Origin of the sequence: Rhodococcus sp. WMMA185 (assembly GCF_001767395.1) — a bacterium.
In the GTDB taxonomy this organism is placed as follows: Bacteria; Actinomycetota; Actinomycetes; order Mycobacteriales; family Mycobacteriaceae; genus Rhodococcus_F.
The window spans coordinates 661,182-675,120 of record NZ_CP017014.1; the positions used below are offsets into that span (position 1 = coordinate 661,182).

Genomic DNA, 13,939 nt, shown 5'->3' on the forward strand with positions numbered 1-13,939 from the left:
TCTGCAGCACTACGGGGTAGTTCGCTGTTCGCCTGCCGGGGTCGTGTTCGCGCCGCCGAGACCGCCGACGGTGCCCCACTCGGCGGCGAGAGCGGTCGCGTGGACCTCGTCTTCTTCCTCGCCGGACGGCGTGCGGATCAGGCGGGTGCCGAAGAGTGGGAGTAGGCCGGCGAGTGCGGCCGCCGCCGCGCCGACGCCGAAAGCGATCACGTACGCGAATTCGGTCGGGATATCGGTTCCGGGAAGGGTGATGCCGGCGAGGAGGGTCGCCAGCATGGCACTTGCGAACGAACTGCCCACGGATCGGGCGATGGAGTTGATGCTGTTCGCGACGCCGGTGTCTTCCTGGGGAACCTCCGCGACCAGGAGCGACGGCAGTGCGGCGTAAGCCAGACTGATGTACGTGTTGACCAGCAGGATTGCGGTGATCACCTCCCAGGTGCGGTCGTGGGCCGCGATGAACAGCGTGAAGCCGGCAACGCCGAGGACGCTCGCGGAGATGAGCACCATACGGGAACCGAAGCGGTGGATCAGTCTTCCGCTGAGGATCGACGCGATGACCCCGCTGACCGCACCCGGGAGCAGATACACGACCGCGGCCTCGAGTACCGTAGCCCCGAATCCGTATCCCGCGAGTTCGCGCGGGGTTTGCACGAAATACGAGCTGCCCAGAAACATCACGAACAGCGACATACCGACGAATAGTGCGGCAAGGTGGGTGACCAGCACCGGAGGGCTGGTGAGCAATCGGGGTGCGACGAGCGGATCGGTGGTTTTGCGTTCGTAGCGGAACCAGCCGATGAGAACCAGTATTCCGGCGAGGCCACTGCCGATCGTGACGGGCGAGAGCCAGCCCCAGCTGCCGCCTTCGGAAAGCGGCAGCAGAACGAGAACGAGGCCGAGGGCGAGGGCGAGGGCGCCGATCCAGTCGATGGAACCGGCGCCGCGGCGGGGACGTCGAGGAATGGCGAACCAGGCCAGCACGAGCCCGACAGCGGTGATGGCTGCGGAAAGCCAGAAGACCCGATGGAAGTCGGCTCCGCCGGAGACGAGCACTCCGGCAAGGACGATGCCGAAGCACCCTCCGAACCCGAGCGTGCCGGACAAGATTCCCATTGACCCGGGCAGCTTCGCCGAGGGGAGTTCGTCACGCAGGACCGCGATGCTGATGGGGAACAGTGCGAAGGACACGCCCTGGAGGACGCGGGCGAAGATCAGCACACCGACCGACGTCGAGAGCGCACCGATGACCGACCCCACGAGCACGACAGCGAGCACGCCGAGCAGCACCGGACGTTTGCCGCGTAGGTCCGCGAGGCGGCCCAGGACGGGTGTCGCGGTGGCGGCGGCGAGGAGATTCGCGGTGAGTAGCCAGCCCACTGCCGCCGGGCCGACTCCGAGCTGTGCTCCGATGGTCCCGACGATCGGTACCACCAGAGTCTGGAGAACAGCGACGATCATCACGACGAAGCACATGACCGGAAGAAGGCCTCTGGTTGCGGGTCTCGATCCGATGACCAACGAGTCCTCCTGCAGTGGTTCTGAACGTCGGTGAACTCATCACGGTACTGGGGCGGACCAACAAAGCACGGCCCGAGAGGCCCGAGAGGTGGATCAGGGTGTTCGGTGGTTTGATGGCCGGGTGACTGACAGTGTTGTGGCCTCCGTTCGCGCGCACCTGATCGAGCAGGTCGGAGGACCAGAACCGACGGAAGCGTCGGTGACGTTTCTGGGTGTAGAACCCCTCGGTGTGCTTCGGTTCGGCCCAGACGACGACGGGCTGGTGCGGTACGCGACTGTGGGCTGTTCCCGGCACCCGATGGGCGACCCGGGCGAGCTGATGGCCGACCCGGTGCGAGGACCGCGCGCCGAGCTCGTCCTCACGCTGCGCGGGGGCACCGGGGTGGCCTCGGGTGTCGCGCGCACGCTGGCGATCCTGGCGGCTGCGCCGTCGGTGGAAGGCGTCGTGCTTGTCGAGGATGCGCTGCTCGATCTGGGGGAGCCCTTGTGGAAGGACGCACCATTCACCGCGGTCTTGCTCGGGGGGTCGGCGGTCGCAGACCTCTCTCTGCCGGAGCCGGCCGAGGCGGTGCGATTCCTCGCCGTCACACCGCTGACCGGAAACGAGGCGGCGTGGGTGCGACTGCGCGGTGCGGATGCGCTGCGCGAGGCGTGGACGGAGGCCGGTATCGACGTGTGCGACCCGAATCGCGCTGCCGCCTCGTTCTGAGGGCGCGGCAACAACGCGACACGCCGAAGTTCCAAGGGCGAGCGCTCGGACCGGCGCTCGGCAACTGAGAGACTGGACCGGTGCTGATCGATCTCCACACCCATTCGACGGCCTCCGACGGAACGGACAGCCCTGAGGATCTGGTGCGTGCTGCCGAAGCGGCGGGCCTGGACGTGATGGCGCTCACCGATCACGACACCACCGCAGGCTGGTCGGAAGCGGTCGCCGCGCTGCCCACCGGGCTCACATTGGTCCGGGGGATGGAAATGTCCTGCGAAGGCCGGGGAGAAGACGGGCGCCCCGTCGCGGTGCATCTGCTTGCCTACCTGTTCGACCCGGCCCACGCGGCGTTCGCCAGGGAACGGGAACGGCTGCGCAACGAGCGGATCGTCAGGATTCGGGCCATGGCCGAACGGATGATGAAGGACGGTCTTCCGATCGACGCCGACGAGGTACTTGCCGAGGCTGGACCTGCCGTCGGCCGTCCACACCTGGCCATGGCGCTGATGCGCGCCGGGGTAGTCAGCAGCGTCGGCGAGGCTTTCGTCGACCTGCTGGCGCCGGGTGGTCGGTACTTCGTCGAAAAGTCGGACACACCCCTCGACGAGGCGGTGCAGCTCGTGGCCGGGGCAGGGGGAGTGAGCGTCCTGGCCCACGGACGCGCGCGCATGAGGGGGCGATTGGTATCGCTCGAGCACATCCGTGATCTGGCCGGTGCAGGTCTGCACGGGCTCGAAGTGCACCACCCCGACCATTCGGAGTCCGACATGCGGCTTCTGCAGGAACTAGCAGGAGAACTCGGCCTGGTCGTCACCGGTTCCTCGGACTATCACGGGGCGAACAAGGGGGCAAGGCTGGGTGAATTCTCGACGAGTGCCGAAGAATTCGACAAGCTCGTATCGAAAGCATCAGGAGTGCAGGTGATTTCGGCATGAGTGCACACCAGTCCGAAGGGCCCTACGCCTCCGGCGGGTACGGCGACTACGGCCCGGCCGCCCAGCCTCGACGCAGCTCGCTCGTGGTCCGGGCGATGCGGGCGTTCAGCGGAGCCGTCGCGGCCGGAGTCGTGCTGCTGCTTCTCATCGTAATCGCTTCCGCCTATGTCAGCGGCGAGAGGGGTGTGCCGGGTCCGGGAGCCGCATCCGCGGCGGCGCACCTCGTCGCCGCTGTTTTATCGATTGTTGCCCAGCGGATTGCGGATCGTCGCGAAGGAATGGTGGCGGTGACGGCGTCCACGACCGTCTTCGCGATCGCGGCTCTTCTCCTCTACACACAGTGGTGGGGTTGACGCCTGTCCGGGCCTGGAAGCGAAACCGGTTGGCGCAGTGACCACCGGGAATCGGTTTCCATGGGTGAAGTGGCCGAAAATGTGACACTCTCCACTTCCCGGGAAATTTGATTGCGCGTTGCCACTCATGCCAAACTTGTCATACTCCGACGTCGGCGCCACCGCCCTTCGGCGGGGATTATGGCAGTGTTGCCAGGGCTCACCCGCCCGGTGCCATGACGCTCTCGGAAATTTTGCGCCGTTCGTGATCGCGCATTCTGGAAGCGTCATCATCAGTTGTCGTTCGTGTATTGATCACGTGGTTCGGTGATATCCACGTGGTTACTACTCAGTAACCCGGCCCCGAGTGAGCCTTGACTTAGCAGGAGTGCCATCGTGTCCATCGTGTCCGAACCCACCACACCGCAGAAGGTCGAGCTGACCGACGAGGAGATCTTCGCCGGCCACGTCGGGGGAAAGCTCTCGGTCCAGACCACGGCCGCCCTCGATTCGCAGCGCGCACTGTCCATCGCATACACGCCCGGCGTCGCACAGGTCAGCCGCGCCATTGCCGCTGATGAAACGCTTGCGAATCGGTACACGTGGACCAACCGCCTCGTCGTCGTCGTGTCGGACGGATCCGCAGTACTCGGCCTGGGCGATATCGGAGCCCGGGCGTCACTTCCCGTGATGGAGGGCAAGTCCGCGCTGTTCAAGAAGTTCGCGGACCTGGATTCGATCCCGTTGGTGCTCGATACCAAGGATCCCGACGAGATTGTCGAGACCCTGATCCGGTTGCGCCCGAGCTTCGGGGCCGTCAACCTCGAGGATATTTCGGCGCCGCGCTGCTTCGAGATCGAGAATCGCGTGATCGAAGCGCTCGACTGCCCGGTCATGCATGACGATCAGCACGGCACCGCGATCGTTGTTCTCGCCGCCCTCAAGGGTGCGGTCAAGGTTCAGGACCGCGCTCTCCACACGTTGCGGGTGGTCATCTCCGGTGCCGGCGCCGCAGGTGTCGCCTGTGCGAACATTTTGCTCGCCGCCGGCATCAACGACGTGACGGTTCTCGACTCGAAGGGCATCGTCTCCGGGGACCGCGACGACCTCAGTGAGGTCAAGGTCGACTTGGCGGCCCGGACCAACCCCTCGGGCCGCCGTGGTGGCATCGTCGAGGCCCTCGACGGCGCAGACGTGTTCCTGGGTGTGTCTGCGGGCACGGTGCCTGAAGAAATCATCGCGACGATGGCGAAGGATTCGATCGTGTTCGCGTTGTCGAACCCCGATCCGGAGATTCACCCAGACATCGCACGCAAGCATGCGGCGATCGTCGCCACGGGACGCAGTGACTTCCCGAACCAGATCAACAATGTGCTCGCCTTCCCCGGCGTGTTCCGCGGAGCGCTCGATGCCGGCGCCCGCCGTATCACCGAAGGCATGAAGCTTGCCGCCGCCGAGGCAATCCTCTCGGTAGTCGGCGACGAGCTGGCTGTAGACAAGATCGTTCCCAGCCCGCTCGATCCTCGCGTCGCCCCCGCTGTCGCGGAGGCAGTCGCCGGTGTCGCTCACGCAGAAGGCGTCGCCGGCTAGCGAGAATCCGGCAAGCACCCCGATCCGAAACCCGCACCCAAGGTTTCGGCTTCGGGGTGTTTGTCGTTGTGCAGGGGCTTGTTCACGGTGCACGTTCGGCGATCTGGTCGGCGCTCGGGTTGCGCCGAAGTCGGCCCGTGCCGGGAACGGACGCCCACACAGTGAGCGAGAGCAGGCCGTCCACGATCAGCGCCAGAATCGTTACGAGAAGGGCGCCGACGAGTACTCGGTCGTAATCGCGCACGGCGAGCCCGTCGAAGATGAAGCGACCGAGGCCGCCGAGATTGACGTAGGCGGCCACCGTCGCGGTTGCGATGATCTGCAGCGTGGCGTTACGGAGTCCGCCGAGCATGAGCGGCAGCGCATTCGGCACCTCGACGCGGGTGAGGACTTGCCGTTCGGTCAAGCCCATTGCCCGGGCGGCATCCACGACCGTCCAGTCGACGTTCGCGACACCCGAATAGGTGCCCGCCAGTACGGGTGGGATTCCGAGGATGACGAGAGCCAGGATCGGCGGGACCAGCCCCAGCCCGAGTAGGAGTACCAGAAACGTCAGTAGGCCGAGCGTCGGTAGCGAGCGGAGTGCGTTGACCAAACCCACGACGACCACGTCGCCCTTGCGTAGATGACCGATGAGCAGGCCGATCGGAACCGCTATCGTCACCGAGAGCGCCACCGCCAGAAAGCTGTACCAGAGGTGTTCGAGGATGCGGGCACCGATTCCCGTGCTGCCCTGCCAGTTGGACGGGTCGGCGACGTAGTCCCATGCGCCGCCGAGGATGCTCATGAAGCCTCCTCGGCCATCGGTACGGTCGATTGCCGCGCGCCTGTCGGCGGCCGCTGGACCTTCTGCCTACGGGTCCACGGCGTCAGAACCCGGCCCAGTAGGAACAGGAGCAGGTCGAACGTCAGGGCGAGCGCAACGATGGCGATGATTCCTGCCAGGATCTGGTCTGGGTAGTCACGTTGGTAGCCCTGGGTGAACAGGGTGCCGAGACCACCGATTCCGATCACCGAGCCCACCGATACCAGCGAGATGTTGGTCACGGCCACCACCCGCACACTCGCGACGAGAACGGGTATCGAGAGGGGCAAGTCGACAGTCAGTGCTCGGCGAACGCGGCTGAATCCCATCGCTGTCGCGGAGTCGACGACGTCGGCGGGAACCGAGTCGAGGGCCTCGGGTACAGCACGGACGAGCAGGGCGGTGGAATAGATCGTCAGGGCGATCACAACGTTGAGCGGGTCCAGGATCTGCAGTCCGACAATGGAGGGGATCGTCACGAACAGCGCCAGCGAGGGGATGGTGAACGCAACGCCGGCAGCGATCAGCGTGATCTTGCGCAGCCATGGCACTCCCCGGATCGCGCTCCCCACCGGTACGGCGATGACAAGCCCGACCAGAAGTGGCACCAGAGCGAGATACAGGTGAGTCTGTGTCAGGTCGACGACGACGGAGAAGTTCTCGAGAAGCCATCTCATCGGGTCAGGGCCGGTCCGGGCTCGTCGCTTCGGAAGCGAGGTAGAGCCGGCTCCTCATGCTGCCTTCGTTCGCCCGCTGCTCGGCCAGCTTCGCGATCACATCGACTCCGAGTATGCCGCCCGCCACCGTGCCGTCGGCGTCGATAGCCACCCCGATTCCCGAAGGAGACGAGATCGCCGCGTCCAACGCCTGCCGTAGATCGGCGTCCGGCGTGAAGAGTGATCCGCCCGCCGCAGTGCATTCGGGGACCGGGTGGCCGGCGCGTGCCTTCTCTACGCCGGTGATGTCGATCCACCCCCGCGGAACTCCCGTTTCGGTCACGACCAGAACCCATTCACCGTGCGGGAGCGTCAGCCCGGGCAATTCGTTCTCGGTCGCGGTCCGAATAGCGTGCAGCGGAACCTGATCGGCAGCACGGAAGGAGAGGCCACGATAGCCGCGGTCCCGTCCTACGAACGAGGAGACGAAATCGGTGGCCGGCGCGGACAGGACCGTCTCAGGGGTGTCGTACTGCTGGAGTCGGCCGCCTGGTCCGAAGACCGCCAACCGGTCGCCGAGTTTGACGGCCTCGTCGATGTCGTGGGTGACGAACACGATGGTCTTGTGCATCTCGGCTTGCAGACGCTGCATCTCTGCCTGCAGGTCTTCGCGGACAACGGGATCGACGGCACTGAATGGTTCGTCCATCAGCAGGATCGGCGGATCGGCGGCCAGCGCCCGAGCGACTCCCACGCGCTGCTGCTGCCCGCCCGAGAGTTGCCCGGGATAGCGGGATGCCAGCGCGGGGTCGAGGCCTACTCGTTCGAGCACCGCCAGTGCCGCCTTGCGGGCACTTCGGCGCGAGTCACCCTTCAACACCGGCACAGTGGCGACGTTGTCGACAACCGTGCGGTGCGGCAACAGTCCTCCGCTCTGGATGACGTAGCCGATACCGAGGCGAAGCTCGACCGCATCTGTATCAGCGATGTTGCGTCCGCCGACTGTGATTGCTCCCTCGGTAGGGAAGATCATCCGGTTGATCATCCGCATGGACGTGGTCTTGCCGCAGCCCGACGGTCCGACGAAGACCGTGAACGACCCGGATTCGATCAGCAGGTCGAGGTTGTCGACTGCCGTCGTGCCGTCCGGATACTGCTTGGTGACTGACGAGAAAGTGATCACGGCACGTCCCTTACGAGACCGGTATGTCGAGCCCCTGGTCGGTGACCCACTGCTTCGCCGCCGCAGCCGGTTCGGTCTTCGCGTCACCGGAGACGGCATCGTTGAGCGACAGAAGCCCTTCGGTAGTCAGCTTTGCCGATACCGCGTCGAGTACCTCGGTCAGTTTGTCGGATGACTTCGTGGTGCGTATCACTGGCACAACGTTCTGTGCGGCGAAGTTGTTCTGTGGGTCCTCGAGCACCACGAAGCCGTTCTGCTCGATTGCCGGCGACGTCGTGAAGATGTTTGCCGCCGTGACCTGACCCGAAGCGAGGGCACCGACCGTAGCCGGGCCACCGCTGTCGGCGATCGGGACGAAGTTGTCGGCCGCGATGTCGAGCCCGTACTTGGACTTCAGCCCCGGCAGGCCACCGGGCCGCTCCTGGAACTCCGCGGGCGCACCGAATATCACCTCGCTCGAGTGCTCGGCGAGATCCGCGATGGACGTCAGGTTCCAGCGCTGCGCCGTCTCCTCCGTGACGACCACCGCGTCCTTGTCCTCGGCCGGGGCGGGGGTGGTGGTTGTGAGTTCCGGCCCCAGTGCGGCGGGAAGCGCCGCGTCGACGTCGGCAGCGCTCGTCGCCGTCGAGGAAGGATCGAGATACTGGAGGAGGTTTCCCGTGTAGTCGGGAATGACATCGATCGACCCATCCTTCAGCGCAGGAATATAGGCCTCACGGGTTCCTATGTTGAACCTCGTGGTCACGTCGAAGCCGTTGGCGCGTAGTGCCTCGGTGTAGATGTTCGCAACCGTTTCGGATTCGGGGAAGTTCGCCGATCCCACGATGATCGACTCGGGGCTGTCGCCGGAACCATCGCCGCCGGCGGAGAGCGGATCGGATCCGCCTCCGCATGCCGCGAGCGACACGACGGCGACCGTTGCGAGAGCGATGCCACCTACTGCGCGGCGGGTGAATCCTGACGGAGTTCGTGAGGTGCGCACGAGCGTCCTTTCCGCATCGACCGGTGCCGGACGTGCTGACAGAGACCGGGTGGACGCGTGTACGCGCCATCGATTGGCCAGTGTAACGATGGGGGTGGACGCAGCAGAGGTTTCTTCGACCCGATTCTCGAGAAAGGCTCGACGTGGCACACACACGCAACGAAGGATCGCGGGCGGTGCGACGACACCGCCCGCCGATGTTGTCGCGGGCGGTTGTCTCCGCCTCGGCTTTGCTGCTGATGGGTGCGGCAGCCTCCTGCGCGGTCGATCGTGCCGATTCCGACGGGTCCGCCGGGTCGGTGAGTCACATCGTGGTAGGGGCCGGTGACAGTGCGGAGAGCCGGATCCTCGCGGAAATCTATGCGGGTGCGCTGCGTTCGACGGGAGCCTCGGTCAGCACCGATCCCGGTCTCGGTGACCGCACCGCCTACCTCGGTGCACTCGACGCCGGGGATGTGACTGTGGTGCCGGAACTTACGGGCGAGTTGCTTCGATACTACGATCCCAGGTCGACCGAGACCGAGCAGGACGACGTCTTCGTGGCATTGAGTAGGTCTCTGCCGCAAGGGCTTTCGGTATCCGATTTCGCACTCGCCGAGGACGAATCGGTGTTGGCGATCACGCCGGAAATCTCCGACCGGCTGGCCCTCACCACCGTCGACGGTCTCATTCCCTTGTGTAGCACAGCCACGGTCGTGCTCGCGCCGAGCTTCGAGGCCGATGCCCTGGCAGACCTGAGCGGATGCGCGTTTGCCCAGACTCGCGCGGCCACCGATGATGCGGCGGCCGTCGCCGAACTCACCGACCCGGCCCCTGCCGACGGATCCGTCCGGGTGGCCGGCGTGACCACCGCGTCTCCCGACGTCGCCGGCGCAGATCTCGTTCTGCTGTCCGACCCTGACCACGTGTTCACCGCGCAGAACGTGGTGCCGCTGTACCGAACCGGAAGCCTCGATGAATCACAGGTGAAGGCGATGAACGTGGTGGCGGGTGAGTTGACGACAGCGGACCTGGCCGACATGATCGGCCAGGTCCGCGGCGGTGCAGATTCAGTCGGCGTGGCGCGCGCGTGGCTCGACGCGCATCTGTGACCGGAGAAAGTCGCCTAGTTCGGCAACCGCGTCGGCAGCCTCCCGGAGCAAGGATGCCTGAAGGTGGGCGACGTGCCAGAGGCGGGCGTACTCGGTGAGCGCGACTTCGACGTTGGACTGCTTCAGTTTGTCGACGAATTCCATGACCTGCGGGTAGAGCACTTCCTGCACGCCGATGTGAATCAGTGTGGGTGGCAACCCCGACAGGTCCCCGAGGATCGGCGCATAGCCGGGGTCGTTCGGGTCTCCGCCACCGAGATACTTCTCGGCCGCGTCAAACGACCATGCCTTGTTGACGACGAGGTCGCGGTCGGCGGGAAGGTCGCGCCGGTTTGGATCGACCCATGGTGAGATCAGCCCCAGCGCGGCGGGGGTCACGCCGTGCCGATCGATCAGCCGCCGTGCAGTGGCAATGGCGAGTCCGCCGCCCGCAGAGTCACCCGCTACAGCTATTTGCTCTGTCTTGTAGCCGTGTTCGGTGTTCAGTTCCATGAACGCCGCCACCGCGTCCTCGAGGCCCGCGGGGAACGGATGCTCCGGTGCCAACCGGTAGTCGAGGGTGTAGACCGCAGCTCCGGATTCTTCGGCGAGGTGGGCGGCCAGTGAGCGGTGCGTTGCCGGTGATCCGATCGTGTAGGCCCCACCGTGCAGATAGAGGACCGCGGTCTGGCGTTCGGTGGCGCCCACTGTGATTCGCTCTGCGGGGCGGCCGGCCAGTGAGGTTTTGCGGACGACGGCACCGGCTGGGAGCCGCTGCAGCGGAGCGCCGAGTTCGAGGAGCCCCCTCTGAACGTCATACGGAAGCCTCGCATTGAGGCTCAGTCGGTAGAAGGGCCGCAGAGCGGCCGCGACGACCGGAAGTGGTAGGTGCAAGCTCATCAATACCTCAGTTCGACTTGGGCAGAACGCGTCCGACGACGGTCGCGACCACACGCTGATAGTTGGGTCCGATCAATCGCACCAATGCGTCGAGCAACTTCGCATCCGCGCCGACCAGAACGCGGGGCTTTCCCTTGCGGACGCCGTTGACGATGATCTTCGCCGCATCTTCCGCCGTGGTTCGTGCGAGCCTTTGGTCGAAGTATGCAGCGGAGGCTTCCCGGTCCTCGCCCGGCCCTACCGTGGCATTGCGGGCGATTGCGGTCTTGACTCCGCCGGGATGCACACACGTGACCTTGACGGGGTGCTTTGCGATCATCATCTCCTGTCGCAGTGCCTCGGTGAAGCCGCGAACAGCAAACTTCGCCGAGTTGTAGGCACTTTGCTTCGGCATGGCCAGTAGGCCGAACAGGCTCGAGATGTTTACGACGTGGCCATCGCCCGACGCGATCAGGTGCGGCAGGAAAGCCTTGGTGCCGTTGACCACTCCCCAGAAGTCCACGTCCATGATCTTCTCGATGTCCTTGAACTCGGACTTCTCGAAGTCGCCGTTGTACGCGACGCCGGCGTTGTTGTAGACCTGGTTGACCCTGCCGAAGTGGCTACGTACTTCGTCTGCATACGCCAGCACCGCGTCGCGTTCGGTGACGTCCAGGTGATCGGACTTGACGTCAGCTCCCAGCGCTGTCACTCGGCGTGCGGTTTCGGCGAGACCGGCCGCGTCCACATCAGAGATGGCAAGTTTGGCGCCCTGTCCCGCTAAATTCAGTGCCAGGGCCCTCCCGATGCCGGATCCGGCACCGGTGATGACCACGACCTTGCCTGCGAACTCACTCACGACGTCGTGGCTTTCACACCGTCAGGATCGGACTGTGCCGGTTTGGCTGCAGAGTTCGCGGGCTTCCTCTTCCTTTTCGCTTTGACCTTCCCGTTCGTGGGTGCGGGTACGGGCGCGGGCACGGGTAGATCGGCTGTAGCAACGCTGTCATATGCCGCGAGGTCGAAACGTTGGGTCTCGTTGCGGAACTGGAAGGTGAAGCCCGGCCACAGCGTGGTGTTGTTGCCGTGCTTGTCGAGGTACCAGCTCGCGCAGCCGCCGGTGTTCCAGACGCTGTTCGACAACCTTTTCTGAATGTCCGCGTTGTAGCGGTCCAGGATGTCCTCGCGGACCTCGATCTTGCCGATGTCGTGCTTGTCCAGCTTCCGCAGTGCGTCGACCAGGTAGTTCAGCTGCGATTCGATCATGTAGACCATCGAGCTGTGGCCCAGACCCGTGTTGGGGCCCGTGAGGAAGAACATGTTCGGGAAGTTCGCAATGGCAGCGCCTTTGTAGGCCCGCTGTCCTGCGTCGTCGAAGACCTGAGCGAGTGATCGGCCGTCCTTGCCGAAGATGGTTTCGAAGGTGGGGGAGTCGGTGACGTGGAATCCGGTGGCGACGACGATCGCGTCTACCTCGCGGACGGTGCCGTCCTTGGACACGACCGAGTTGGCGGTGACCTTCTCGATGCCGTCGGTCACGAGGTCGACGTTGTCCTGAGCGAGGGTCGGGTAGTAGTTGTTGGAGATCAGAATGCGCTTGCAGCCGAGCTGGAAGTTCGGTGCCACTTTCTCCCGAAGGGCCTTGTCCTTGATCTGGCTGCGCAGGTGGAGCTCGGCCGAGAGTTCCAGGGGCTTCATGAACACCGGAGCCTTCGTCAGCCCGAAGACCTGCGTCTCCCGCAACAAGTAGACACCCGTGCGGTAGAGCCGCTGGAACCCCGGGACGTACTTGAATGCGGCGCGCTCCAGCGTCGTGTACTCGCGGTCTGCGCGGGGCAGGATCCACGGCGCTGTGCGCTGGTACACGTCGAGGTGTGACACCTTCTTGCCGATTTCCGGGATGATCTGGATGGCGGAAGCGCCCGTGCCGATGACGGCAACGCGCTTACCGGTGAGGTCGGCGTCGTGATTCCAGCGGGCGGAATGGAAGATCTCGCCCTCGAATCCTTCTATGCCCTCGATGTCAGGCAGGGACGGTTCGCACAATGTACCGACCGCGGAGACGACGATCTTGGCGGAGAAGTTTCCCTTGGTGGTGCTGACTTCCCATCGTGTGGTCGCATCGTTCCAGCGGGCAGACTTCACATCGCAGTTGAAAAGGTGCTTGTCGAGCACCTTGAACTTCCTGGACACCGACTGGATGTACTTCTGGATCTCGGGTTGCGGCGAGAACGACCGCGTCCAGTTCGGGTTCAGGGCGAACGAGTACGAGTACAACTGGGAGGGGACATCGCACGCTGCACCCGGATACGTGTTGTCCCGCCAGGTACCCCCGACGTCGCTGCCGCGTTCGAGCACGAGGAAGTCGGTCTTGCCTGCCTGGGTCAGCTTGATCGCCGCGCCGAGGCCGGAGAACCCGCTGCCGATGATCAGGGTGTCGACGTGGCGGGCATCGGCGGTGGGCTCGTAAGTGTCTGTGTCTGGGAGACTCATGATCGCCACAATAAGACGCTATTGATTTTCGGTCAATAGCTATTGACTTATGTTTAGTAGTCTAGTGTCATGACAGTTGTGAAGCGGACCCGTCTCAGCCCGGAGCAACGGCGCGCGCAATTGATCGATCTCGGCGAGAAGATGCTGGCGGAACGACCCATCGAGCAGATCTCAGTCGAGGACATCGCGGATCAGGCGGGGGTGTCACCCGGCCTGCTGTTCCACTACTTCGCTTCCAAGCATGACTTCCACCTCGCGATCGTCCGGCATGCAAGCGACGAGATGCTCGACTACACGGCCGCCGATCCGGCCGTCGAGGAAACCGGCGATCCGATTCGGGTCCTGCGGTCGGTGTTGTCGTCCTTCATCGACTATGCCAGCGAGAATCGCGCATGCTACGTTTCGCTGTCGCGGGGAACGGCCAATGGTGACCCGGACATGCGGGAGATCTTCGAGCAGACCCGCGTGGTGATGTGCGAGCGGGTTCTCGACCAACTCAGGGCGCTCGGCATCGAGCCGACCCCCGCGGTCGCGCTCTCGGTGCGAGGGTGGATCGCCTACGTGGAGGAGGTCACCATCACCTGGTTGCACAACCCGTTGCCCAACGCTCAACTGTCCCGCGACGAACTGATCGACATCGCCGCCCAGGCTCTTCCCGCGCTCGCCGTCGCGGCAGCACCCGAGATGGCTGCCACCCTGCTGTCAGCTACCGCGAACTAGTACTCACCAGGGACGGCGAAAGCCGGGCCGGTTCACTCCCTCGAGAGAACCGGCCCGGCCTTCG

General features: G+C 64.8%; 14 protein-coding genes. 6 read left to right on the forward strand and 8 right to left on the reverse strand.

The annotated features are described in order from the left end of the window. Positions 1–9: 9 nt before the first annotated feature. Positions 10–1,476 carry an MFS transporter gene (locus tag BFN03_RS02835; RefSeq protein WP_070377735.1) on the reverse strand — a complete coding sequence of 489 codons (1,467 nt, stop codon included), beginning with the start codon at positions 1,474–1,476 and terminating at the stop codon, positions 10–12. Positions 1,477–1,642: 166 nt separating this feature from the next. On the opposite strand from BFN03_RS02835, the gene BFN03_RS02840 reads away from it, so the two are divergent. The 4 genes from BFN03_RS02840 (at position 1,643) to BFN03_RS02855 (ending at position 5,087) form a co-directional block, all read left to right on the forward strand. After that, positions 1,643–2,230, forward strand: coding sequence for a suppressor of fused domain protein (locus BFN03_RS02840; protein WP_198163369.1), 588 nt, complete (start codon positions 1,643–1,645; stop codon positions 2,228–2,230). Between the two features lie 80 nt (positions 2,231–2,310). Continuing rightward, complete coding sequence (locus BFN03_RS02845; RefSeq protein ID WP_070377736.1) at positions 2,311–3,165, forward strand: PHP domain-containing protein; 855 nt, start codon at positions 2,311–2,313, stop codon at positions 3,163–3,165. Further along, a complete protein-coding gene (locus BFN03_RS02850) occupies positions 3,162–3,518 on the forward strand; it encodes a hypothetical protein (RefSeq protein WP_070377737.1) in 357 nt (118 codons plus the stop codon). Before BFN03_RS02845 ends, BFN03_RS02850 begins: the two co-directional genes overlap by 4 nt. 375 nt (positions 3,519–3,893) lie before the next feature. Continuing rightward, positions 3,894–5,087, forward strand: a complete 1,194-nt coding sequence (locus BFN03_RS02855) for an NAD(P)-dependent malic enzyme (protein WP_070377738.1) — start codon at positions 3,894–3,896, stop codon at positions 5,085–5,087. A gap of 82 nt (positions 5,088–5,169) precedes the next feature. On the opposite strand, the gene BFN03_RS02860 is transcribed toward BFN03_RS02855, so the two are convergent. From BFN03_RS02860 to BFN03_RS02875, 4 genes are read right to left on the reverse strand one after another with little or no spacing between them, the layout of a single operon-like run. Beyond that, on the reverse strand, positions 5,170–5,874 hold the full coding sequence (locus BFN03_RS02860) for an ABC transporter permease (RefSeq protein ID WP_070377739.1): 705 nt from the start codon (positions 5,872–5,874) through the stop codon (positions 5,170–5,172). Next, entirely contained in the window at positions 5,871–6,569 is a 699-nt protein-coding gene (locus BFN03_RS02865; RefSeq protein ID WP_070377740.1) for an ABC transporter permease, read from the reverse strand. Before BFN03_RS02865 ends, BFN03_RS02860 begins: the two co-directional genes overlap by 4 nt. A 4-nt stretch (positions 6,570–6,573) precedes the next feature. Continuing rightward, on the reverse strand, positions 6,574–7,731 hold the full coding sequence (locus BFN03_RS02870; RefSeq protein WP_070377741.1) for an ABC transporter ATP-binding protein: 1,158 nt from the start codon (positions 7,729–7,731) through the stop codon (positions 6,574–6,576). Positions 7,732–7,741: 10 nt separating this feature from the next. Then, positions 7,742–8,713 (reverse strand): ABC transporter substrate-binding protein, encoded by a 972-nt coding sequence (locus BFN03_RS02875; protein ID WP_070377742.1) that lies wholly within the window; start codon positions 8,711–8,713, stop codon positions 7,742–7,744. Between the two features lie 176 nt (positions 8,714–8,889). Between BFN03_RS02875 and BFN03_RS02880 the strand changes: the two genes are divergently transcribed. Further along, positions 8,890–9,804, forward strand: a complete 915-nt coding sequence (locus BFN03_RS02880) for an ABC transporter substrate-binding protein (protein ID WP_232320414.1) — start codon at positions 8,890–8,892, stop codon at positions 9,802–9,804. Here the strand turns inward: BFN03_RS02880 and BFN03_RS02885 are convergent. Genes BFN03_RS02885 through BFN03_RS02895 form a run of 3 tightly spaced genes read right to left on the reverse strand, consistent with a single transcriptional unit; the run spans position 9,763 to position 13,155 of the window. Next, positions 9,763–10,683 (reverse strand): alpha/beta hydrolase, encoded by a 921-nt coding sequence (locus BFN03_RS02885; protein ID WP_070377744.1) that lies wholly within the window; start codon positions 10,681–10,683, stop codon positions 9,763–9,765. The two genes, BFN03_RS02880 and BFN03_RS02885, sit on opposite strands and share 42 nt — an antisense overlap. A 7-nt stretch (positions 10,684–10,690) precedes the next feature. Next, positions 10,691–11,521 (reverse strand): SDR family NAD(P)-dependent oxidoreductase, encoded by an 831-nt coding sequence (locus BFN03_RS02890; protein WP_070377745.1) that lies wholly within the window; start codon positions 11,519–11,521, stop codon positions 10,691–10,693. After that, the gene (locus BFN03_RS02895) at positions 11,518–13,155 is read right to left on the reverse strand and encodes a flavin-containing monooxygenase (RefSeq protein WP_084385728.1); all 1,638 of its coding nucleotides are present in this window, start codon (positions 13,153–13,155) and stop codon (positions 11,518–11,520) included. Before BFN03_RS02895 ends, BFN03_RS02890 begins: the two co-directional genes overlap by 4 nt. Positions 13,156–13,224: 69 nt before the next feature. On the opposite strand from BFN03_RS02895, the gene BFN03_RS02900 reads away from it, so the two are divergent. Next, positions 13,225–13,875, forward strand: coding sequence for a TetR/AcrR family transcriptional regulator (locus tag BFN03_RS02900; RefSeq protein WP_070377746.1), 651 nt, complete (start codon positions 13,225–13,227; stop codon positions 13,873–13,875). Positions 13,876–13,939: the final 64 nt, after the last annotated feature.